Here is a 20,603-nt window from a genome sequence, read left to right on the forward strand (position 1 = left end):
CACAACCGCCAGGTGAAGTGGGCTGAAGCAGGGCGAATCCGCTCCAGCCCATGAGGGGCCGCTCGACTGGCAATTCGATGGACCGCGGCGCGGCCATCGACGAAGAGATCGGGCGATATTGGACACCCGGCAGTAACCCGCTACTCCGCCTTCGCGCTCCCCGTATCCTTGGCAAAGCCGTAACTCGAATAGCCGTACGCGGCATATTCGTTGCCATAGCGTCCCGGACGCGAGGTCATGTCGTTGAAGATCACGCCGCGAATCGGCACGCCAACCTGTTCGAAGCGACGCACGGACTCGCGCAGATCGCTCACACTCGTCGCGCCCTGGCGCGCGATCACGAACACGGTGCCCGCCAGTCTTCCGATGATCCCGGCGTCGGCCACCGGCAAAATCGGCGGCGCATCGATCAGCACGAGCTCATACGTCGAATTGGCCCATGCCACGAAATTCCGGAAAGCGTCCTTTTGCAGCAGCTCGCTGGCATTGGTCACATAACCACCGGTCGCGACGAAGTCGACGCCCGGCATCACGTCGTGATTCACCACGTGGTCATAGCTTTGGCAGTGTTCGAAGATGTTGGTGACGCCCGGCATACTCGGCACCGCCATATGCTGGTTCAGCGAGCCCCGCCGCAGATCCGCGTCGACCAGGAGCACACGCTTGCCCGACGCACCGAATACGGCCGCCAGATTGACCGAGACGAACGACTTGCCGACCATCGGTGTCGGCCCCGCCAGCAGCACGACACGATTGTCCGCGTCCTCCAGCGAATGCTCGAGCGCGGTGCGGAAACTGCGCAGGCTCTCGACCGCCGGGTCGAATACAGCCGTGTGCGCGAGCACCGTGTTCGCACCCGGCGCGCCGTAAGGCAAACGGCGCGCAATCGAATGCTGAATGCGGCTGCGCGGTACGGCCGCGAAGACTGCCAGCCCGGTGCCCGATTCGATCTCGTCCACGACGGAGACGCCGCGGTTGAGCCTCTGACGCAGCAGCACGAGCGCGGCGCCGGCAAACAATCCGGTAAACACGGCCGCGACCACGATAATTGCGCGCTTCGGCCGAATCGGTCCTTCAGGCGGCACCGCGGCGTCGATCATGCGGACATTCGACACGCGGCCTGCCTTGATCAGACGCAACTGCTCGCGGTTGTTCAAGAGATTCGTGTAGATGTTCGTATCGACGGTCACTTCCCGCTGCAGGCGCACGACCTCTTGCTCCACCGGCGGCAGGGCGCGAGTCTGGCCGGCCAGGTGTTCCAGCGACTTCTGCGCTTCGGCCAGCTGCCCATTGATGGCGACGAGAGCCGGGTTGTCGTCGGTGAAACGGGCCATCGCCTGCGCGCGTTGCTGTTGCAGATCGGCGATACGCTGCTGCGCCAGCGCCGAACTCTGCAACAGTGCCGAAGCTTCGGCATCCAGATTGACGGCGCCGTGCGCCGAGCGGAACGTGTTGAAATCGTTCTCGGCTTTCTCCAGCTGCGCCTTGAGCAGAGGCAACTGACGGTCGAGGAAGGCAATCTGCTTTTCCGCTTCTTCCTGCGTGCGCTGAGCGTTCTGCCGGATGTATTCGTTGCCGACCGCGTTAAGAATGTTGCTGGTGAGTACCGGGTCTTCGCCATCCAGCGCAACGCCGATGACATCGGACTCCTTGCCCTTTTCCGTGATGGCGATTGCCGTCTGCAACCCCTGGATCGCGCTCAGTTCGGACAGGCGCATCACGTTGAAGACCGTGCCCGGTTGCCCGTCGATCCGGCCGACGACGAGGTCGATCGAGCCACCCACCGTCGGCGCGTGCAGCGCTTCTCCCACTTTCCCTTCGAGCGTGATGCCGCCCCCCTCGAGCGTGTAGGCCCCCTCGCCCCGGTAGGTCAAGACAAACGGTCTGCCCTGGAGGCGCGTCGGCACGTCGAATTGCGTGACCTCGATCGCCTCGTCACCCCAGGCGTAACCGCCCCATCCCGACCAGTTGCCGAGGCTCAGATGTCGCGCAGCCCAGCGGCCCACTACGGGGAAATAGCGCGGCGTTGCCTTGATATAAAGCTTGGTCGCATCCACGGCGGACGACACGACCATCCGCGAGCGCAATACCTCCATTTCCGCCGATGCCTGGGTCTTGACCGCGAACTGGGAGGAAAGATCGGCCAGCGCCGATTTTGCCCCGTTCGGGCTCTCCTCCACCTGAATGAGCATGTCGGATTGATAGACGGGGGACGCCAGTACCGCGTAGAGGGTGCCGACAAGCGTAAAGATCAGCGTAACGATCAGGATCGTCTTGCGGCCAGCGTAAAGGGTGTCCAGCATATTGCCCATATGGCCGCCGTCGGGGGCGATCGGCATGATCGTCTCCGCAGGCCCTTCGAGCAGATAGTCGCGGTTATTCATCTTGTTCCCCCGAGAGCGAACAGGTCGACTGACGCGGTTCGTGTGGTTTGTATTGTTCATGTGCACATCAGTATCCAATCGCACGGCTCGTCGCCGCGGCCTGGGTCGTCGGCAAAATCAGGCTGATGACACGGCTCCACTTCACGAGAGCAGACGTATCGACGAACACGACGTCGTTGGGCTTCAGCTCGAACGAATCGGCCGTTGCCATCGCAGAAGCGCTGCTCGCGTCGAGATGGAACACGGTCGGCTGGCTGGTATCGCGTCCACGCACGACATACACCTGCGAAGCATCGCCCGACGACTGGTTGATCCCTCCCGCGTTGCCAAGCGCCTCGTTGAGCGACATACGTCCGTTATTGAACATCACGCCGCCAGGACGCTCGACCTCCCCGACCACGAAGACCTTGCTGTCCGTCTGTGCAAAGATCCGCACGAGATCACCATCGTGCAGAATGATCCGGTCGGGATTGAACCCCTTGCGAATCATCGCCGGCATATCGATATCCACGGTAGTGTCTCCACGTGTCACTGACACATGCGAGCGATCGGCATTGCTCGTGAAGCCGCCGGCCCGGTTGATCGCCTCGGGCAACGTCATCGGTCGGTCGTTGAGCACCTGGACGCCCGGCGTCTTGACCTCGCCGTCGAGATACACGCGCTTGCTGCGATAGGTCTCGATGCGTACGGTGATCTGCGGCTGGCGCACGTATTTCGCGAGCTTCTCCGCGAGGATGTCGCGCACGCCCATTTCCGAAAGACCCGCGACTTTCAGCGGACCAATATAGGCATACTGAATAAAGCCGTTGGTATCGACGGTGTAGCCGGACGCAACCGAACTGGCGCCCGAGGGACCGTCGCCGCCGCCGCCGCCCGCGGGCAGGTTGAGCTCGGGGTGATCCCAGACAACGATGGTGAGAATATCGCCGGGGCCGATTTCATACGGAGTGGCCTTGGCAAACATCTGCTGCACGTCCGCGGGAATGCCCTTGGGCCGCGCCGCGGCCTCCTTGTCCACGAGGTCTCTCGTGATCTCGACGAGCGTACCGGATGGTGCACCAGCGATTCCCTTGGCGACCACACTATCGGGCACCGCCGCGCCTGATGCCGCACCGGCACCCGGGTTCGCCGTGGAGCCGGCCGCGCCGGAAGTGTAGGTCATGCCCGGCGCCAGAGCGCAGCCGCTCAGCGCCGTGAGCGCCAGGCAAACGGCACATGCGGCCCCGCGGCGCAGCGCGCCCGCGAGTCCAAAATCCCGCACGACACGCGCGTGCGCAGTCCCGATCCAGTTCATCGCGTTCAGTCCCATCGCAACACCCCCAATCCGTTACACGCGTTCCGGGTCATGCCGTGTGAACCGGATACCTGGTATGCCAACCGCGTCTCGCTCTAACACGTTTGCAGCCTGCTTTCACTTTCGTTTGCGGCTCACTCGCAGCTCAATACGCGCCAGTTCCACGAATCACGACAAAAAACGTCTTGAACAGAATCCCGATGTCCTTCCGGAAGGTCCAGTTCTCCACATACGAAACGTCGAGCAGAACGCGCGTCGCGTAGTCGATATCGTTGCGCCCGCTCACCTGCCACAGGCCCGTGATACCCGGCGTGGCCATCAGGTAGTACTTTCTCGCCTCGCCATAGCGCTCCAGCTCCTGGTCGATGATCGGGCGCGGGCCGACAAAGCTCATCTGGCCGCGCAGGACGTTCCAGAGCTGCGGCAGTTCATCGAGGCTCGAGCGGCGCAGAAAGTGACCGATCCGCGTTACGCGCACGTCGTTCTTGAGCTTGAATTCACGCTCCCATTCGGCGCGGGCTTCGGGATCACGCTCGAGCAGATCCTTGAGCACCTGCTCCGAGTTCACCACCATCGACCGGAACTTGAGACAGCGGAATTTCTTGCCATGGCGGCCTACGCGCGTATGGCCGTATAGCGCCGGACCGCCATCGCGCTTGACCAGCAGCGCGAGCACGGCGAGCAGCGGCGAGAGCAGCACGATCGCACTCACTGCCGCCACTATGTCAAAGACGCGTTTCAAGGCGTGCCCGATGACGGCGTTGCGAACCGTGTCGCGCGAACCGACCTCGTAAGCTTCCCGGCGCCACCATTCACGGGTCAGTCGCAGCACGCTGAATTCCGAAAAGAACAGCGTGTGCGACAGCAGCAGCGAAATACCCGTCGTCAACGTCCAGTACATGAACCACGGCAACGCCAGCAGATGATCGTGATGAATCGCATAAAGCAGCACGAGTCCGCAAAGCTGCACCGCGAGCCAGGCGAACGCCGTGCGGCCCGCGACGCTGAAAAGCGAGCGGCTGCCACGCGTGCCATAGGTCCCGCAAGCGGGAAAGACCGAGAGTGCGAGCGCCGCGCAAAATGCCACCAGCGTGGGATCGGGGTGATGCACCTCGGCCACCTGTCCGGAATTTAGATTCAGGTGTACGGCGCATATGGCGCCGAGCACGATCAGCACGACATCGACCGTACGTTGCAGCACGATGTCGACCGTACGTTGCGCAAACTCTGACCGTTGCGTTAACTCTGACATTTCCCTACCCCAGTGCGTGTCGTGTTCGTCAGACGTTCATGGGCTGGCAGTCGTCCGCCACCGGCGAACGCACGTAAGTCCCCGTCTCAGGCGATCCATACGTCACGTGGCGCCTGCCCCGATAACCCACGACAACACATTACGGCGCGAGCGACGCAGGAACCGTGCGCAATCCCACCAACGGTTTCTGATCGTCGCGGCCTCATGATCCGAACCACGCTGGAGGCGCTCTGCAACTCACAATGCGAGCGTTGCGTTATGTGCGCAAACGCACATAACGCAACGTCTCTTGTGATGCCGGGTTCGGCCAATTGATATGAAGGATTCCTTAATGTTTACCCTGGAAGTCGCGACTATCGACTCTATTTTCATTATTCGATCGCGACATCTGTGATAGACGGAATCTAATCTCCCGTGGAGTGTCTATCCGTTCGCCGTCGCACACATGATGTCGCCAATGACGCGGCAAAATGCATTCTGGCCGCGCCTCCAAAGTGGGTAAGCCAATTGAAAATGCCGGCGTGGAGCGAGCAAGCGCGCGTAATCGGTAGCCGGCAACCGCTCCACGCGAGGAATACGCCGTGATGCATTCCGTAGCAACCGCCCATCGTCTGCTCACCGATACCGCCAGTTCGCGCGACGCGAGCCACGCGAAACGGACCTGGCCGTTCGGCATGCGTGCCATTGAAAGCTTCGCGGCAGGTATCTGCGCACTCGCATGCGTATCGGCGGTCCACGCGGGCGACGCCGTGCACGCCATGCCAGCCGACGAATTCCTCCAGACGCTCGCTGTCGACACCCACGTCAGCTATACCGACGGCGCGTATGTCAACGTGCACAACGTCGCCGACGATATGGCGTGGCTCGGCATTCACCACGTCCGCGACTACCCGCCCGGCTCTTCCATCCCGTTCTCCAGCTATGTCTATCTCGCGCAGCGCGGCGTGAAATTCAACTTCCTGATGGGCGCGGACTTCGAGAAACACATCGGGCAGGTTGCGCAGCTGAATACCGAGGTGCCCGGCAGCGTTGCGGCCATCGAAGGCCCCAACGAACTCAACAACTTTCCAGTCGCTTACCAGGGGCTTACCGGCGCTGCAGCCGGGCTCGCCGTGCAGCGCGACCTCTACGCACGCGTACACGCCATGCCGGAGCTCAAGGCGGTGCCCGTATACGACGCGACCGGCTTCGACCCCAAGTCAGTCGAGACGCGTGCGGCTTCGGCCGACTTTGCGAATCAGCATGTCTACCCGCAAAACGGCGAGCAGCCCCTCTGGAACGCGAACGGCGACAAATGGATGCTTGCAGCCATTCACCTGGGCCAGAGATATCAGTTGCCGCTCGTCATCACCGAGTTCGGCTACTTTTCATTGCCGCAGGCGGGTTGGTATATGCTCGGCGTCGACGAGGACACGCAGGCCAAGGGCGTCCTCAACGGTTATATGGATGCGGCTTCGGCGGGCGTGAAGCGGCTTTATGTTTATGAACTGCTCGACGAAAAGCCCGATCCGTCACACAAGAACGATGAAATGCATTACGGGCTCTTTCGCAACGACAACAGCCCCAAGCCGGTGGCCTACGCCATTCGCAATCTCACGTCGTTCCTGAACGCCAACACCACGCGGCGCGCCAGCGCCGCGACGCGCAACACGCTCGCCTATACGCTTTCGGATATGCCGCAGTCGGCGAATAGTCTGCTGCTGCAGAAGAAGGACGGCCGCTTCGTGCTGGTGCTCTGGAACGAAACGCTCATCTGGGACCGTGCGACAGCAAAGCCGCTCACCAGCCCGCCCGCGCAAGTCGGTCTCGACTTTGGCGAAACGGCAAAACGTGTCGAGATTTACGATCCGCTCGCTCCGGCGGCGGAACCGCACAAAATCCATCGCGACGTGCGCCAACTCACCGTGGAAATACCCGACCACGTCATCCTGCTCGAAATCACTCCCGCGAACGCGCCGGGAATCTGAGCGCGGCGCCGACCGCAAGAGGTTCGGGGCGGGCAGCCTGTCCGCCTTTGTATAATCGCGCATTCCTTCTTCCGGTCGCGGTTTCCTTTCATGCTCAGTTTTGCCCTCGGCTTCCTCGTTTCCTTGCTGGTCACGCTGCTGATCGTGCGTTACGCGCATCTGCATGAAAGGTTTTCCGTCGATTCCGATCTCGTCGGCGTGCAGAAATTCCACGTGCGTCCTGTGCCGCGCATCGGCGGAACGGGCATCCTCGCGGGGCTGATCGTGGCGGCCGCGCAGTTGCACGGGGCGTATCCGGCCGTCTCGGGCGGCATACTCGGCATCGTCGCGTGCGGGCTGCCCGCGTTCGCCTCGGGGCTGATCGAAGACCTGACCAAGCGCGTCTCGCCGCTTGCGCGCCTCCTGTGCACGATGGCCGCCGCCGCGCTCGCGTTCTGGTTCCTCGGCATTGCGGTCACGCGCATCAGTGTGCCGCCGCTCGACTTTCTGCTTTCCTACGCGGCGATTTCCTTCGTCATCACCGTGCTCGCGGTCGCGGCGCTCGCCAACGCGATCAACATCATCGACGGCTTCAACGGCCTCGCCTCGATGGTTGCGTTCATGATGTTCGCCTCGCTCGCCTACGTGGCCTTCCAGGTGCACGACCCCGTGGTGCTCTCCGCGTCGTTCATCATGATGGGCGCGGTGCTGGGCTTCTTCATGTGGAATTTCCCGGCTGGCCTGATCTTCCTCGGCGACGGTGGCGCGTATTTCATCGGCTTCATGCTCGCCGAATTGTCGATCCTGCTCGTCATGCGCAACCGCGACGTGTCGGCCTGGTATCCGGTGCTGCTCTTCATGTACCCGATCTTCGAGACCTGCTTCTCGATCTACCGGAAGAAGTTCGTGCGCGGCATGTCGCCCGGCATTCCCGACGGCGTGCACCTGCACATGCTCGTCTATAAGCGCCTCATGCGCTGGGTCGTGGGCGCGCGCAACGCACGCGAACTCACGCGGCGCAATTCGCTCACTTCGCCCTACCTGTGGCTGCTCTGCCTGATCGCGGTGATCCCGGCCACGCTGTTCTGGCGCCACACGCTCCATCTGTTCTGTTTCGTGGTGCTGTTCGCGCTTACCTACGTGTGGCTATATGTGAGCATCGTGCGCTTTCGCTCGCCCAAGTGGCTCGTCGTGCGCAGGACGCGCAAGCGCTGAAAGCGGCTCGATGACATGCAGGCGGCGCCGGCGCGCAGCCTCGGCGCATGTGGCCCCGCTTCGCGCGTAGAATCGAAAGGAAGGACGGCGCGCATTCGCCATGCCCGCCGCCGCTTCCATTCGACGCTTTGACGTCTATTCGATCCGGGGAGAGCCCATATGAGCCGCTATCTCGCGTTTGCGCTTGCACTCTTCGCTGTAACACTCGCGGCCTGCAACACTATCGCAGGCGCAGGCGAGGACCTTTCGAAGGGCGGTCAGGCCATCACCAACTCGGCGGAGAAGGCCAAGTAAGCCGCCTGTGCGCGAATCACTGCGCGAGCGCCCGCTCGCGCAGCCGCGCGACTTCCGCTTCCAGTTCCCGTACGCGGGCCTCGTGTTGCGCGGCGGCCTCTTCCAGTTCGCGTATGCGCGCGTCGCGCTCGTCTAACGCCGCCTTCACGTCCGCCGCCTCGAAGCGCTGCGGAATGTGCTGCGGGCAGTTCATGTCCCACGCGTGCACCGTGAAGACGATCACCCGCTCGGCGCGCGCCTTGTAGCCCGCAGGCATCAATTCCTCGACCAGCGCCGGGTCTTCGACGACGCGCGCGCGGCCCCAGAGCTTCACGCGCCGCCGCCGCGCATAGTCGATGACGAACAGATGCGCCTTCGGGTTGTCGGCGAGGTTGCCGAGCGTGATGTATTGCTGGTTGCCGATGAAATCGGCGAAGGCAATGGTGTGCTCGTCCACCACGTGCAGAAAGCCTGCCGGGCCGCCGCGATGCTGGATGTACGGCTGCCCTTCGGTATTCGCGGTGCCAAGGAATACGCTCGTCTGCGCGGCGATGAATTCCTGGATTTTGGGCGTGAGCGCCACGCCCCACGCGTGATCGCGCTCCACGCTCGCATAGAGCTCGCGCGAACCCAGGCGCTCCTGCATCGCCTTGACCGTCGGCGTGAAGGCGATGTCGCTCGGATAACGGAGGATGCGATCGGCATTCGACGCGGTCGAGTCGTTCGGGCTCATGTCGGACTCCTGTGCAGCGCGCTGCGGAGTCTAAAGGCTAGGCGCTTCCGCGGAAAAAGATAATCCACTGCCAGCAGGAATCATCCTCCCGAATTCTGGAAGGACTGGAGGCCGGCGGGCACGCGGCTCGCTGTTCCGACACTTTCGCGTCTCGCGCGAGCGCCAGCGGCACGCCGACGAGCGCGGCGGCACTTCCCGCGCCGTGCGGCCCGAAGCGCGCTACCCTTGATGTTTACGCCGCGAGGCCCGAGTCCACTCAACCGCCCGGCGGCCGAATGCGCCGGGTGCCATGGCAGGGAGTCGAACATGTCGAAAACGATCTGGATTGTTGTCGCCAACCGTGTGACCGCGCGCATTTTCGCCGCCGAAAGCCCGCTGGGTGCCATCGACGAGGTCGAGACGCTGCTCCATCTGCAAGGCCGCATGTCGGACGAGAACCTCGTGACCGACAAGCCGGGACGCACCACCGACCGCGTCGGCTTCGGCCGCAGCGCGACCGATCCTGACACCAGCCAGCACGACCACGAAGCCACCGTGTTCGCGGCGGAAATCGCGACGACGCTCGCGAAGGCCCGCAACGACGCGCGCTACGGCACGCTCGTGCTCGCGGCGCCGCCCGCGTTCCTCGGCGTGCTGCGCAAGGCAATCGACGCGCAAACGCGCAGCCTCGTCACGCTCGAACTCGACAAGGATCTCGCGGCGCTCGACGCACGCGAACTGCGCACGCGTCTGCCTGAGCGGCTCGTGCGGGCCGAGGCGTGAGCCAGCCCGTCAGCGAAGTCCGCGCGGAGTGATATCCGGCGCGGTGAGTGAGGATTGCCCTGCTCACCCCGCGAGATGCGCGACGCACGCGCGCACGACGCCGATCACGTTCTCGCCCGCCAGCATGCCGAGCAGACCGACGAGCGCGATGGTCGGCGGCGCGGGCGATTTCACCTGCAGCACGTTGTAGAGCAGCCCCGCGAGTGCGCCGACCGCGAACGACACCAGATAGCCCTTCATCTTCGTCTCCCGTTCGTTCGAGCGTCGCTCACGCCATGTCGATCACGACGCGCCCGGCCGTGCCCGCGGCGACCGCCTCGTAGGCTTCGCGTGCTCGCGCGAGCGGAAAGTGCGCGGCCACGACGGGCGGCTCGAACCGGCCCGCATCGAACGCTTCAGCAATGGCTTGCATGAGCGGTGCGGAATCGGCCACGCCGAGCTTCGCGCTATCGGCGCCGAGCAGTTGCGTCTCGTTGTGATAGAAGTCGATCAGATCGAACTCCACGCGCCGCTTGCCCGTCGCGCTGATTTCGACCACGCGGCCGCGCCGCTTCGCAAGCGAGAGCGCCAGTTCGAACGCCACGCCGCCCACGGCGTCGTAGACCACGTCCGCGCCTGCACCGCCCGTCAACTCGCGCACGCGTTCGGCGGTGTGCTCGTTCATGGGAACGAAGGCGTCGATGAGACGCGCGGCCGGCGAACCGGCAAGCGGTGCCTCGCGGCCCACGCCGATCACGCGTGCGCCGCGCGCCTTCGCGATCTGCGTAACCGCGCCGCCCACCCCGCCCGACACGCCGATCACGGCGATCGTTTCACCTTCGGTGAGGCGCGCGTAATCGACAGTGCCAAGCCAGGCCACCACGAAGTTCACGCCGATCGACGCGGCCTGCGCGTGCGAGAGCGCCGCGGGCTTGCGCGCAAGCGCGGCCACCGGCACCTCGATGAACTCGGCGTGCGTGCCGTCGCGCGTGAAGCCGATGTCGCCGCCCGTGCCCCAGACCTCGGCGCCGAGCCACTCGTCGGGGCCCGCCACCACCACACCGCTGAAGTCGCGCCCCGGCACGCGCGGCGGCACCGTGTGTTCGAAATGGCCGAAGACATTCTTCACGTCGCTCGGATTGACCGAGGCGGCGCGCACCTGCACGAGCGCACTGCCGGCTTTGGGCGCGGGCGTGGGCAGATCGATGAATTCGAGTACGTCGGGCTTGCCGAAGGTCTTGAACTGGATGGCTTTCATGGCGGGACTCCGTGGGTTCAGGGGCGCCGCGCCTTTCCTTGGGTCACAGGCGGCAGCGCATTGAACGGAAGTCTAGTTTGCCGGCATCCCGCTGAGTGGACAGACGCTTTCGAATTTCGGACAAGGTAACTCTTTAACTAATTGCTGAGTTCTGTACGGTCACACACAAAAGTACGCATTTGTGTGCCTTTCCGCGATGTCAGAATAGCCGCGATCAAACGCAGCACATCCCGTTCAGGCCGCCATTGGCGAACGCGCAGACCGCGCATCCACCATGCAAAAGCTACAGTCCCTTACCGTGCTGCGCGCCGTTGCAGCGACAACGGTCATCTTCTTTCACATCATGTCGCCGACAGCACACACGTTTGGCGAATTCGGCGTCGACATTTTCTTCGTGATAAGCGGATTCGTCATCGCGCTCGTGCTGGACAACCCAAAATTGACCACACAGCGCTTTCTCGCGGACCGTATTGCCCGCATCGTGCCGCTGTACTGGGTGTTGACGCTGAGCGTATTCGTCGGGGCACTCATTGCGCCCGAGTTGTTGAATTCGACCACTGCGGACTTTGCAAATCTGCTGAAGTCGCTTTTCTTCATTCCCTATCGCAAGGAAAGTGGCCAGATATTCCCGATGTTGTTCGTCGGCTGGACGCTGAACTACGAAATGCTGTTTTACGTCGTGACAGCCGTTTCGCTGATGCTGCTGCGCCGTCACCGCCTGCTGTTCACTTCGGCGCTGATCCTTGCGATCTTTTGCACAGCGAAGGCATGGAACTCGCGCGACGTGTTCACCGCATTTTATTCGAATCAGCGCTTATTCGAGTTCCCGCTCGGATTCATGGCATACCAGCTTTGGAAGTTCGGAATCCCGATCAAGCCACCGCTTGCCGGATGCATGGCAGTAGCCGCCTATGGCTGGATGGCCTACATCAATTGGCACGACCTTTCCAACGCACCGTTGCTTTATTACGGCCTACCGGCTTTCGTGCTAATCGGCAGCACACTGAACCTGGAATCGGCGATGGGCTCGGGCCCGCTGACTCGCGCAGCGATATTCATCGGCAACGCGAGTTATGCCATCTATCTGAGCCACCCATACTGTGTGGAAGCTGCACGCAAGCTGCTGCCGGACGCTATCGAGGGCTTTGACCCGACTGCGCCGCTCGGGGTGGTGCTCACGATGATCGTGGCAACGGCGATGGGCGCCGCGCTCTACCAGTTCGTCGACTGGCCGCTGCACAGGCACGCGCGTCGTCTATTGCACGCTGTGCCGGACATCCGGTTGCGCAGATCGCGCACTGCCGGCGCGAACGATACGGGCACGGACACCCAGGAGGAACCGGCCGGCGACTTGCCGGTCAACGAGGACGCGAACTGAACGGCGAAGTGCGCGGGCAACGAGTGATCAAAAGCGTTTTCCCGCCCTCCTGAAATGCACCCTGCGGAAATCACTCCGCAAATAGTCAAAGCGCGTCGATCGGAATCTTCAGATAACGCACGCCGTTGGCTTCGGGCTCCGGCATGCGACCCGCGCGGATGTTCACCTGGATCGACGGCAGGATCAGGTTCGGCATGGCGAGCGTGCGGTCGCGCGCGGTTCGCATCTGCACGAACGCCTCTTCGCTCACGGTCTCGTTCAGGTGGACGTTGCCGCTGCGCTGCGCGCTCACCGTGGTCTCGAAACACGGCCCGCGCGATGCCGGCGGGTAGTCATGGCACATGAAGAGCCGCGTGTCGCCCGGCAGGTCGAGCAGCTTGCGCGCCGAGCGGTAGAGCGTGTGCGCGTCGCCGCCCGGGAAGTCGCAGCGCGCCGAGCCCACGTCGGGCATGAAGAGCGTGTCGCCCACGAACACGGCGTTGCCGATCTGGTACGCGAGATCGGCAGGCGTGTGGCCGGGCACGTGCAGCGCGCGCGCCTCCAAAGCGCCGACCTGGAATGTCTCGCCGTCCTGGAACAGCACGTCGAACTGGCTGCCGTCCGGGCTGAGCGTCTCGCCCAGATTGAACACCGCGCGAAACACGCCCTGCACGTCGCGAATGTGCTCGCCAATGGCGATGCGCCCGCCCAGTTGCGCCTTCAGATACGGCGCCGCCGAAAGATGATCGGCGTGCGCGTGCGTTTCCAGCAGCCATTCGACGCTAAGCCCGTAATCGCGCACGAACGCGATCACGTGGTCGGCCGATTCCGTGGACGTGCGGCCCGATTTGGGATCGTAATCGAGCACCGGATCGACGATCGCGCAGGCGGTGCCGCGCCCGGCGTGCACGACGTAGGTGACGGTGGCCGTAACGGGGTCGAAAAAGGGCTCGACGGTGGGCTCGAGTGTTTGTAGCTGGGCAGGGTTGGGCATCAACGACTCCGCAAAGATGACCCTCTATTGAAACACATATTATAAATTTATATAATGTTTTTAGACAAAGTATAATCTGGATCATTGACTTGCAACCTCGTCCAACGAGGCGACCCATGAACTCACCACTCACGCCCGAAGCGCTCGCGGCCCTGCGCGAATCCGCCGAAAAGTGCTGCGCGCTGCTCAAGGCGCTGGCCCACGAAGACCGTCTCCTGCTGCTTTGCCAGCTCACCGAAGGCGAGCGCAATGTCGGCGAACTCGAGGAGCTGGTGGGCGTGCATCAGCCGAGTCTTTCGCAACATCTCGGCAAGCTGCGCGACGAAGGCCTCGTCGATACGCGCCGCGAAGGCAAATACATCTACTACCGCCTCGCGAGCCCCGAAGTCATTCAGGTCATGCAGACGCTCTCGAGCCTCTATTGCGGGCGGCTGAAGGTCCATCCGGCATGAGTCTCGACCTCGCTCACTTCACGCCCTACGCATCGTTCGCGGGCGGCCTGATGATCGGCGCGGCCGCCGCGCTCTTCGTGCTCGTGAACGGCCGCATCGCCGGTATCAGCGGCTTGCTCGGTGGCTTGTTGGGCAGATCGTTGCCGGGCTCGGGCGGCGAGCGCGGTGTGAATGCTGCGTTCGTCATCGGCCTCGTTGCCGCCCCGTTGCTATGGAGGCTGCGCGCGGGGCTTCCGGCAATGCAGATCGATGCATCCGCGCTCGCGCTCGTCGCGGCGGGCCTGCTGGTCGGCATCGGCACCCGTTACGGCTCGGGCTGCACGAGCGGCCACGGCGTGTGCGGGATCGCGCGCGGCTCACGCCGCTCGTTCGTCGCCACGGGCACGTTCATGGCGGCGGGCTTCGCCACCGTGTTCGCTGTGCGTCACCTGATCGGAGGCTGAGATGCGAAAACTCAGCGCATTCGCGTGCGGTTTGCTGTTCGGCATCGGCTTGCTCGTCTCAGGCATGGCCAACCCGGCCAAGGTGCTCGGCTTTCTCGATCTCGCCGGGAATTGGGACCCATCGCTTGCGTTCGTGATGGCCGGCGCCATCGCGGTCGCCGCGCCCGCCTTCTGGCTCGCGCGCACGCGAGCGTCGAGCCTCGTCGGCGCGCCCATTCAGCTGCCGACATCGCGCCGAATCGACGGCCGGCTGGTTGGCGGTGCCTTGCTGTTCGGCGCGGGCTGGGGGCTCGCAGGCTTCTGCCCCGGCCCCGCACTCGTCGCCGCGGGCAGCGGCCAGCCGCGCGCCTGGCTCTTCGTCGCCGCCATGCTCGCGGGCATGGCGATTTACGCCGTGCTCGAACAGCGCCGCCGTTCGCAAGAAGCCGCATCGATCAGCACCAAACCGCACTAAAGCAGCACTACGCCGCACCAGCCTCGGAACCAAAATTACATGCAAATCACGCCACACGATGCGCGCTTCGCTAGCGCCGACCAGATCACGCCCGACGACCTCGCCGCCATTCAAGCGGCGGGCTATCGCTCGATCATCTGCAACCGGCCCGATGGCGAAGGCGGCGACTCGCAACCCACGTCGCAGTCCTTGCGCGCTGCGGCCTCGCAGCTCGGTCTGCAGTTCGCGTATCTGCCGGTGAAGCCCGGCCAGATCACCGCCGAAGACGCTGCGCGCTTCGCCGAGCTGATGATCGATCTGCCCGGCCCCGTGCTCGCGTACTGTCGCAGCGGCAACCGCGCCACGAGCCTCTATCGGCTCGCGCAGCAAGGTGCGCCCACCCAGGCCGCGCAAACCGCGAACGCCGCGCGCGCCGCGACGGCGGCCTGCACGTGGGAGGGCGAAACCTGGGACGTCGTCGTGATCGGCGGCGGCACAGCGGGCATCGCCGTCACCGCGAGCCTGTTGCGCCGCGAGCCGAACCTGAAGATCGCCATCGTCGAGCCGAGCGATCACCACGACTATCAGCCCGCGTGGACGCTGGTCGGCGGCGGCGCATACGACGTGACGAAGACGCGCCGCCCCATGGCGAGCGTCATGCCCGCGGGCGTGAAGTGGTTCCGCGCGGCCGCCACGCGCGTCGAGCCGGACGCGAACGTCGTGCAGCTCGACAGCGGCGTGCGCGTGGCGTACCGCCAGCTCATCGTGGCGCCGGGACTGCGGCTCGCATGGGAGCGCATTGCGGGCCTCTCGGAAACGCTCGGCAAGAATGGCGTGACCTCGAACTATCGCTACGACCTCGCGCCCTACACCTGGCAACTCGTGCAGCAGATGAAGGGCGGCACCGCGCTCTTCAGCCAGCCCGGCATGCCGATCAAGTGCGCGGGCGCGCCGCAAAAAGCGATGTACCTCGCCTGCGACCACTGGCAACGCCAGGGTGTAATCGGCCAGGTCAACGTGGAGTTCAATCTCGCGGGCGCCGTGCTGTTCGGCGTGGCGACCTTCGTGCCGCCGCTCATGGAGTACGTGAAGCGCTACAACGCGAACCTCGCGTTTTCGTCGAATCTCGTGGCCGTGGACGGCCCGGCGCGTATCGCCACCTTCGAAGTGAAGGATGCGAACGGCAATGTCACGCGTGTCGCGAAGCGCTTCGACATGCTGCACGCCGTGCCGCCGCAGGTCGCGCCCGACTTCATTCGCGACAGCCAGCTCGCCGACGAAGCCGGCTGGTGCGAGGTGGATCACGCCACGCTCCAGCATCCGCGCTATCCGAATGTGTTCTCACTCGGTGACGTGTGCTCCGCGCCGAACGCCAAGACCGGCGCGGCAGCGCGCAAGCAGGCCGTGATCGTGGCCGAGAACCTGCTCGCCGCACGCGCGGGTGCACCGCTCGCGTATCGCTATGACGGTTATGGCTCGTGCCCGCTCACCGTGGAGAAGGGCAAGGTCGTGCTGGCCGAGTTCGGTTATGGCGGGCGTCTCTTGCCCACCTTCCCGCTCGACCCCACGCGGCCGCGCCGCCTCATGTGGCTGCTCAAGGCGAGCGTGCTGCCGAGCTTCTACTGGTGGGGCATGCTCAAGGGCCGCGAGTGGCTCACGCGGGCTGCACGCGGCTGATGAAACTCGAGGGCCAAGGCGCGCTTAGCCCTCGAAATCGAGCCCGCCTAGCAGCACCTCGGGCTCGCCTTGCGTGCGCGAAGCAAAATCGACAGAGCGCGCCGACTCCCATGACGCGAGCTTGCGCCCGGTCGCTTCGAGGTAGTGCTCGAAGCGCGTTTCGCCGCCGGGCTCCATGAGACGCTCGATCTCCTCGGTGTCCCAGGTCAGCGAGACATTCAGCGGGTAGACATACGGATGCCGGTGCTCGCTCGCGACGCCGCGCAGGCGCACGCGCGTGGGATGGCCATGCCCGGCGTTGGGCACGACATCGACATGCACCGAAGGGCCGAACTGTTTCGCCAGCTTCGCCGCAATGCGCGGTGCGAATTCTTCCTCGAACCGGCGGACGGCTTCGATACTCATGCGTGGGGCACTCCACGGGGGGATTGACTGAGGGTTAAGGCACTGCGGATCGCGACCGCACCGCGCAAAGGACACGCGATTCACCACGATCGTGCAGCGCATCGTCCTGGCATCCTACCGCGCCGCCGGCAGGTCAGCCAATGCCCGACAGCGCACCGCCGCTTAGCGCCCTCACGCCGCCCGGCGCTCGCGCGCGGCCAGGAGGCTTCGCACGCCTTCGAGCGAATACACGCCGAGCGCGACCCAGATCGCGCCGTAACCCACGGCGCGCACCGCGCCGAACGGCTCCCCGTAGATCAGCACGCCCGTGAGCAACTGCAGCGTGGGCGTGACGTACTGGATCAGACCGAGCATCGACAGCGGAATGCGCCGCGCGGCCGCGCCGAAGAGAAGCAGCGGGACCGCTGTGATCGGGCCTGAGGCCGCGAGCAGCAATTGCAGACCGCGAGAGGCATGCGTGAAGTGGCTCTCGCCCGCGAGACCCACGATCGTCAGATAGACGACCGCAACGGGAAAGAGCAGCACGGTTTCGAGCGCGAGGCCCTCGAGCGCGCCGAGCTGCGCGGTTTTGCGCAAAAGGCCGTAGCCGCCGAAGGTCACGGCGAGCGCGAGGCTGATCCAGGGCGGCGCGCCGTTCTGCCAGGTGAGCCAGACTACTCCCGCGGTGGCCAGCACCACGGCGGCCCATTGCAGTGGGCGCAGGCGCTCGCGCAGGAACGCATAGCCGAACAGCACGTTGATGAGCGGATTGATGAAGTAGCCAAGGCTCGCCTCGACGATATGCCCGGCATTGACGGCCCAGATATAGATGCCCCAGTTGGCCGAGAGCAGCACGGCGCTCGCCACGAAGCGCCCGAGCAGGCGGCGGTCGCGCAGCGTGGGCCCAAACCAGCGCCAGTGACGGCGCACGACGAGCACGGCGATCACGAACACGAGCGACCACGCCATGCGGTGCGCGAGCATTTCGAGCGCGGGGATCTGGTGCAGCGTTTTGAAGTAGATGGGGAAGAGCCCCCAGAGAACGAATGCAGCGAACGCGTAGAGGATGCCGGGATTCATGTTCGATTCTGGTTATGGTGGCGCCTGTGCTGCGCGGCGCTGTTCGGCACGTGCCTGCGCGCGAAGGAGCGCTTCCGGCGCGTGAAGTTGCGAGCCGGCACCTGGCCCGCATCCTGCCCCGGGGTCCGTGCGAAGGCAATTGAAAGCGAGGCGGAACCCGTCCGATTTCGCTTGACCCTGCGCCAAGCCGCCGGTTTTGCGACAATAGCGGATTTTCGCCGCCAGCCTTGGCCGTTGTCCAGCCTGACGCGCCGCTTACGGCGCGCGCTGTTCCCAACGCGGCAGGCAATGGCGTAGCCCCCTGAACCGGCCTCCTCGCGCGCGATGTCCTTCCCCCATATCGATCTGCTGTATTCGCTGTCCGGCCTGTTCGTCGGATTTCTGGTCGGCCTGACCGGCGTGGGTGGCGGCTCGCTGATGACGCCGATCCTGGTCCTCGTCTTCAACGTGCATCCGGCCACGGCAGTCGGCACCGACCTGCTCTACGCGGCCGCGACCAAGTCTGCGGGCACGCTCGTGCACGGGCTCAAGGGTTCGGTGGATTGGCGCGTGACGCTGCGGCTCGCGGCCGGCAGCGTGCCCGCCGCGACGATCACGCTGATCCTGCTGCATCGCTATGGCATGGACACGCCGCGCGCGGGGCATCTGATCCAGGCCGTGCTGGGCGTGGCGCTCCTCATTACGGCGGTGGCGCTCATTTTTCGCCCGCAGCTCGCAGCGTTCGCCTCGCGCCACCGGCATGGGCCGGGCGAAGCGCGCACACTCTTCTTCACGATCCTCACGGGCGCGGTGCTGGGCGTGCTCGTCTCGCTCACCTCGGTGGGCGCGGGGGCCATCGGCGTGACCGTGCTGCTGCTGCTCTACCCGGCGCTGCCGACGGTGCGCATCGTCGGCTCCGATGTCGCGCACGCCGTGCCGCTCACGCTCCTCGCGGGCGCCGGCCACTGGCTGCTAGGCTCGATCGACTGGCACATGCTGCTTTCGCTCTTGTGCGGCTCGCTGCCTGGCATCGCGATCGGCAGCCTGCTCTCCTCAAAGGCGCCCGAAAAGCTGCTGCGCATGCTGCTCGCCGCGACGCTCACGCTCGTGGGCGTACGCCTCGTGCTCTCCTGAACGCCGCGCTCGCCGCGCGCCCCGTGTGCGCTCAGGCGTGGGGCGCCTGGCGGAAAAATCTCCCGTTGAGATCGACCTCGAACTGGCGCAGCCATTGGCCGCGGGCGTCGATGCGATAAGCCTGCGCCCAGGCGCCGCGCCGCACGATCAGCATGTCGCCGTGCTCCGGGTCATTAGGATCGGCTTCGCCGCGAATGTCGAACTGCATGGGCGCAAAGCCGTGCCGCGCACAGGCCAGCTCAAAGGCCGCCCGGTCGACGAGCGGCAAGTCGGTGTAGGTATGAATGGTCATGGCGATTTCCTGCTTTCCAGCGATGAGGCCGCGCTCGACCTCGGGAAAGACGCGCGATACCCACGGTATACCCCCAACGGCGGGAAGACTGTGTGTCAAACTACACTTTGGCGGCTGCACTGCAACATGACATGCCGCTTACGGGGACCGATCCCGGCCGCAGGTTCACGCGCGACGCGCACAAGCTGACGGCTTCGAGCGAGAAAAGCCCTCCAACACCCGCCAACCGTGCACCTGCCCGTCATACGCGCATAAAAAAAGCCCGGCCTGTAGAGGCCGGGCTTTTTTGCCGCTTGTTGCTATCGCTTGCAGCCGACGCCCCGTTTCCAGGGCGTGTGCAGCGCTTATTGCTGCACTCGGACCGTCAGCTTGTTCGTCACCGACGTCACGCCCGTCACGCCTTGCGCGACCTCGCCAGCCTTGTCGATCTGGCCCTGATCCGGCACCGTGCCGGTCAGCGTGATCGCGCCGCCGTGCGAGCGTACATTGAGCTTCGAAACGTCGAGGCCCTGGGTCTTCGAGAGCGCCTTGCGCACGGTGTAGCCCAGCTTGCGGTCGGCCTTCTTGGCCGACGTCGCCGGAGCGGCCATCGTAGCCGCGGGTGCGCTCGCCGAGTTGTCCTGCGCGTACGAGGCGCTGCAAGCTACCGACAGGCACAGTGCCACGCCCAGCGTCTTCAGAATAGCGACCGATTTCATGTTTTCTCCTTGTGTCTTCGCGTTGTTGCGGGTTGTTGTCTGGAATAAGACCGCCTGCCTTGCCGGCGAACGGCTCGAAGGCCGCCCGTCAGCCATGGTCTGACGGCTGTTACCACTACCGATGGCAGCGCACAGCGCGCAATGCGCGCGTACGCGGCCAGGGTCTGGACGCGATGCGAGAGGCAAAAGGATGAAAGGACGTCGAATTACACCCGCCGGAACAGGTCTGCGCCCGTTTCCTGTTGTTATGAATTGATGCTCGCGCGAGCCCGCTCGTTCAACTTCTCCACCACTCCCGGGCCCCGGCGCGCCTTGCGAAGCGCAGCAGGCGAACCACAATTTAGCCTGGCTGTGGCGCAAGCGCAAAGAGTTTAGCTTAAGGGCATGCGGCATGCGCTTAAGCTGTTCCGCGAGGCACGCGGGCATGCCGCCGCAACGCCGAATCTCATGTACCATCGGCACCACAGAGCCCGCGCGGCGCGCGCGCCTGAGCCGACCCGGCGCCAGCGCCGGTCCCGACGCGGACCCGACCCGCACTCCCCCGAACTACCCGAGGCCCGCCCCACCCCGATGAAGTCCCGCAC

At 64.6% G+C, this 20,603-nt stretch carries 21 protein-coding genes; 10 read left to right on the forward strand and 11 right to left on the reverse strand.

The window, feature by feature from the left end; genetic code table 11:
* Positions 1-140: 140 nt before the first annotated feature.
* The 3 genes from E1N52_RS36375 to E1N52_RS36385 form a co-directional block, all read right to left on the reverse strand.
* Positions 141-2,384, reverse strand: coding sequence for a polysaccharide biosynthesis tyrosine autokinase (locus E1N52_RS36375; protein ID WP_133188940.1), 2,244 nt, complete (start codon positions 2,382-2,384; stop codon positions 141-143).
* A gap of 67 nt (positions 2,385-2,451) precedes the next feature.
* Positions 2,452-3,546 (reverse strand): polysaccharide biosynthesis/export family protein, encoded by a 1,095-nt coding sequence (locus tag E1N52_RS36380; protein WP_246089374.1) that lies wholly within the window; start codon positions 3,544-3,546, stop codon positions 2,452-2,454.
* A gap of 277 nt (positions 3,547-3,823) precedes the next feature.
* Positions 3,824-4,930 (reverse strand): sugar transferase, encoded by a 1,107-nt coding sequence (locus E1N52_RS36385; RefSeq protein ID WP_133188944.1) that lies wholly within the window; start codon positions 4,928-4,930, stop codon positions 3,824-3,826.
* A 584-nt stretch (positions 4,931-5,514) separates the two neighbouring features.
* On the opposite strand from E1N52_RS36385, the gene E1N52_RS36390 reads away from it, so the two are divergent.
* From E1N52_RS36390 to E1N52_RS36400, 3 genes are all read left to right on the forward strand, one after another.
* Positions 5,515-6,897 (forward strand): glycoside hydrolase 5 family protein, encoded by a 1,383-nt coding sequence (locus E1N52_RS36390; RefSeq protein WP_246089376.1) that lies wholly within the window; start codon positions 5,515-5,517, stop codon positions 6,895-6,897.
* Positions 6,898-6,987: 90 nt separating this feature from the next.
* Positions 6,988-8,091 carry an MraY family glycosyltransferase gene (locus E1N52_RS36395; protein ID WP_133188946.1) on the forward strand — a complete coding sequence of 368 codons (1,104 nt, stop codon included), beginning with the start codon at positions 6,988-6,990 and terminating at the stop codon, positions 8,089-8,091.
* A gap of 159 nt (positions 8,092-8,250) precedes the next feature.
* Positions 8,251-8,385, forward strand: coding sequence for an entericidin A/B family lipoprotein (locus tag E1N52_RS36400; protein WP_133188948.1), 135 nt, complete (start codon positions 8,251-8,253; stop codon positions 8,383-8,385).
* Between the two features lie 16 nt (positions 8,386-8,401).
* Here the strand turns inward: E1N52_RS36400 and E1N52_RS36405 are convergent, their stop codons facing one another.
* Complete coding sequence (locus tag E1N52_RS36405; protein ID WP_133188950.1) at positions 8,402-9,097, reverse strand: pyridoxamine 5'-phosphate oxidase family protein; 696 nt, start codon at positions 9,095-9,097, stop codon at positions 8,402-8,404.
* Between the two features lie 306 nt (positions 9,098-9,403).
* Between E1N52_RS36405 and E1N52_RS36410 the strand changes: the two genes are divergently transcribed.
* Positions 9,404-9,859 (forward strand): host attachment protein, encoded by a 456-nt coding sequence (locus E1N52_RS36410; RefSeq protein WP_165979530.1) that lies wholly within the window; start codon positions 9,404-9,406, stop codon positions 9,857-9,859.
* 63 nt (positions 9,860-9,922) lie between these two features.
* Here the strand turns inward: E1N52_RS36410 and E1N52_RS36415 are convergent, their stop codons facing one another.
* A complete protein-coding gene (locus tag E1N52_RS36415) occupies positions 9,923-10,099 on the reverse strand; it encodes a DUF1427 family protein (RefSeq protein WP_035512139.1) in 177 nt (58 codons plus the stop codon).
* A gap of 28 nt (positions 10,100-10,127) precedes the next feature.
* Positions 10,128-11,096 (reverse strand): quinone oxidoreductase family protein, encoded by a 969-nt coding sequence (locus tag E1N52_RS36420; protein ID WP_133188954.1) that lies wholly within the window; start codon positions 11,094-11,096, stop codon positions 10,128-10,130.
* Positions 11,097-11,370: 274 nt separating this feature from the next.
* Here E1N52_RS36420 and E1N52_RS36425 point away from each other — a divergent pair, with 274 nt between their 5' ends.
* Entirely contained in the window at positions 11,371-12,474 is a 1,104-nt protein-coding gene (locus E1N52_RS36425; protein ID WP_133188956.1) for an acyltransferase family protein, read from the forward strand.
* 85 nt (positions 12,475-12,559) lie between these two features.
* On the opposite strand, the gene E1N52_RS36430 is transcribed toward E1N52_RS36425, so the two are convergent.
* Positions 12,560-13,447: an MBL fold metallo-hydrolase gene (locus E1N52_RS36430; protein WP_133188958.1), complete on the reverse strand. Its 888-nt coding sequence runs from the start codon at positions 13,445-13,447 to the stop codon at positions 12,560-12,562.
* 116 nt (positions 13,448-13,563) lie between these two features.
* Between E1N52_RS36430 and E1N52_RS36435 the strand changes: the two genes are divergently transcribed.
* From E1N52_RS36435 to E1N52_RS36450, 4 genes are read left to right on the forward strand one after another with little or no spacing between them, the layout of a single operon-like run.
* The gene (locus E1N52_RS36435; RefSeq protein WP_028202089.1) at positions 13,564-13,899 is read left to right on the forward strand and encodes an ArsR/SmtB family transcription factor; all 336 of its coding nucleotides are present in this window, start codon (positions 13,564-13,566) and stop codon (positions 13,897-13,899) included.
* Entirely contained in the window at positions 13,896-14,342 is a 447-nt protein-coding gene (locus E1N52_RS36440; protein ID WP_133188960.1) for a YeeE/YedE family protein, read from the forward strand. The genes E1N52_RS36435 and E1N52_RS36440 overlap by 4 nt, the downstream gene beginning before the upstream one ends.
* 1 nt (position 14,343) lies before the next feature.
* Entirely contained in the window at positions 14,344-14,796 is a 453-nt protein-coding gene (locus E1N52_RS36445) for a YeeE/YedE family protein (RefSeq protein WP_133188962.1), read from the forward strand.
* A 39-nt stretch (positions 14,797-14,835) separates the two neighbouring features.
* Positions 14,836-16,452 carry a bifunctional protein tyrosine phosphatase family protein/NAD(P)/FAD-dependent oxidoreductase gene (locus tag E1N52_RS36450; protein WP_133188964.1) on the forward strand — a complete coding sequence of 539 codons (1,617 nt, stop codon included), beginning with the start codon at positions 14,836-14,838 and terminating at the stop codon, positions 16,450-16,452.
* Between the two features lie 24 nt (positions 16,453-16,476).
* Here the strand turns inward: E1N52_RS36450 and E1N52_RS36455 are convergent, their stop codons facing one another.
* A complete protein-coding gene (locus E1N52_RS36455; protein ID WP_133188966.1) occupies positions 16,477-16,857 on the reverse strand; it encodes a DUF5594 family protein in 381 nt (126 codons plus the stop codon).
* 171 nt (positions 16,858-17,028) lie between these two features.
* Positions 17,029-17,916, reverse strand: coding sequence for an EamA family transporter RarD (gene rarD / locus E1N52_RS36460; protein WP_133188968.1), 888 nt, complete (start codon positions 17,914-17,916; stop codon positions 17,029-17,031).
* 324 nt (positions 17,917-18,240) lie between these two features.
* Between rarD and E1N52_RS36465 the strand changes: the two genes are divergently transcribed.
* Positions 18,241-19,029 (forward strand): sulfite exporter TauE/SafE family protein, encoded by a 789-nt coding sequence (locus E1N52_RS36465; protein WP_133188970.1) that lies wholly within the window; start codon positions 18,241-18,243, stop codon positions 19,027-19,029.
* Positions 19,030-19,060: 31 nt separating this feature from the next.
* On the opposite strand, the gene E1N52_RS36470 is transcribed toward E1N52_RS36465, so the two are convergent.
* Both E1N52_RS36470 and E1N52_RS36475 read right to left on the reverse strand, forming a co-directional pair.
* Entirely contained in the window at positions 19,061-19,321 is a 261-nt protein-coding gene (locus E1N52_RS36470) for a hypothetical protein (RefSeq protein WP_069267822.1), read from the reverse strand.
* 344 nt (positions 19,322-19,665) lie between these two features.
* On the reverse strand, positions 19,666-20,019 hold the full coding sequence (locus E1N52_RS36475; protein ID WP_133188972.1) for a BON domain-containing protein: 354 nt from the start codon (positions 20,017-20,019) through the stop codon (positions 19,666-19,668).
* Between the last annotated feature and the right edge of the window lie 584 nt (positions 20,020-20,603).

It is taken from the genome of Paraburkholderia guartelaensis (genome assembly GCF_004353905.1).
Lineage (GTDB): Bacteria > Pseudomonadota > Gammaproteobacteria > Burkholderiales > Burkholderiaceae > Paraburkholderia > Paraburkholderia guartelaensis.

Excerpts from the sequence above, each read along its gene's own strand:
- E1N52_RS36375 (WP_133188940.1), bottom strand. The coding sequence starts at position 2,384 with ATGAATAACCGCGACTATCTGCTCGAAGGGCCTGCGGAGACGATCATG.
- E1N52_RS36380 (WP_246089374.1), bottom strand. The coding sequence starts at position 3,546 with ATGACCTACACTTCCGGCGCGGCCGGCTCCACGGCGAACCCGGGTGCC.
- E1N52_RS36385 (WP_133188944.1), bottom strand. The coding sequence starts at position 4,930 with ATGTCAGAGTTAACGCAACGGTCAGAGTTTGCGCAACGTACGGTCGAC.
- E1N52_RS36390 (WP_246089376.1), top strand. The coding sequence starts at position 5,515 with ATGCATTCCGTAGCAACCGCCCATCGTCTGCTCACCGATACCGCCAGT.
- E1N52_RS36395 (WP_133188946.1), top strand. The coding sequence starts at position 6,988 with ATGCTCAGTTTTGCCCTCGGCTTCCTCGTTTCCTTGCTGGTCACGCTG.
- E1N52_RS36400 (WP_133188948.1), top strand. The coding sequence starts at position 8,251 with ATGAGCCGCTATCTCGCGTTTGCGCTTGCACTCTTCGCTGTAACACTC.
- E1N52_RS36405 (WP_133188950.1), bottom strand. The coding sequence starts at position 9,097 with ATGAGCCCGAACGACTCGACCGCGTCGAATGCCGATCGCATCCTCCGT.
- E1N52_RS36410 (WP_165979530.1), top strand. The coding sequence starts at position 9,404 with ATGTCGAAAACGATCTGGATTGTTGTCGCCAACCGTGTGACCGCGCGC.
- E1N52_RS36415 (WP_035512139.1), bottom strand. The coding sequence starts at position 10,099 with ATGAAGGGCTATCTGGTGTCGTTCGCGGTCGGCGCACTCGCGGGGCTG.
- E1N52_RS36420 (WP_133188954.1), bottom strand. The coding sequence starts at position 11,096 with ATGAAAGCCATCCAGTTCAAGACCTTCGGCAAGCCCGACGTACTCGAA.
- E1N52_RS36425 (WP_133188956.1), top strand. The coding sequence starts at position 11,371 with ATGCAAAAGCTACAGTCCCTTACCGTGCTGCGCGCCGTTGCAGCGACA.
- E1N52_RS36430 (WP_133188958.1), bottom strand. The coding sequence starts at position 13,447 with ATGCCCAACCCTGCCCAGCTACAAACACTCGAGCCCACCGTCGAGCCC.
- E1N52_RS36435 (WP_028202089.1), top strand. The coding sequence starts at position 13,564 with ATGAACTCACCACTCACGCCCGAAGCGCTCGCGGCCCTGCGCGAATCC.
- E1N52_RS36440 (WP_133188960.1), top strand. The coding sequence starts at position 13,896 with ATGAGTCTCGACCTCGCTCACTTCACGCCCTACGCATCGTTCGCGGGC.
- E1N52_RS36445 (WP_133188962.1), top strand. The coding sequence starts at position 14,344 with ATGCGAAAACTCAGCGCATTCGCGTGCGGTTTGCTGTTCGGCATCGGC.
- E1N52_RS36450 (WP_133188964.1), top strand. The coding sequence starts at position 14,836 with ATGCAAATCACGCCACACGATGCGCGCTTCGCTAGCGCCGACCAGATC.
- E1N52_RS36455 (WP_133188966.1), bottom strand. The coding sequence starts at position 16,857 with ATGAGTATCGAAGCCGTCCGCCGGTTCGAGGAAGAATTCGCACCGCGC.
- rarD (WP_133188968.1), bottom strand. The coding sequence starts at position 17,916 with ATGAATCCCGGCATCCTCTACGCGTTCGCTGCATTCGTTCTCTGGGGG.
- E1N52_RS36465 (WP_133188970.1), top strand. The coding sequence starts at position 18,241 with ATGTCCTTCCCCCATATCGATCTGCTGTATTCGCTGTCCGGCCTGTTC.
- E1N52_RS36470 (WP_069267822.1), bottom strand. The coding sequence starts at position 19,321 with ATGACCATTCATACCTACACCGACTTGCCGCTCGTCGACCGGGCGGCC.
- E1N52_RS36475 (WP_133188972.1), bottom strand. The coding sequence starts at position 20,019 with ATGAAATCGGTCGCTATTCTGAAGACGCTGGGCGTGGCACTGTGCCTG.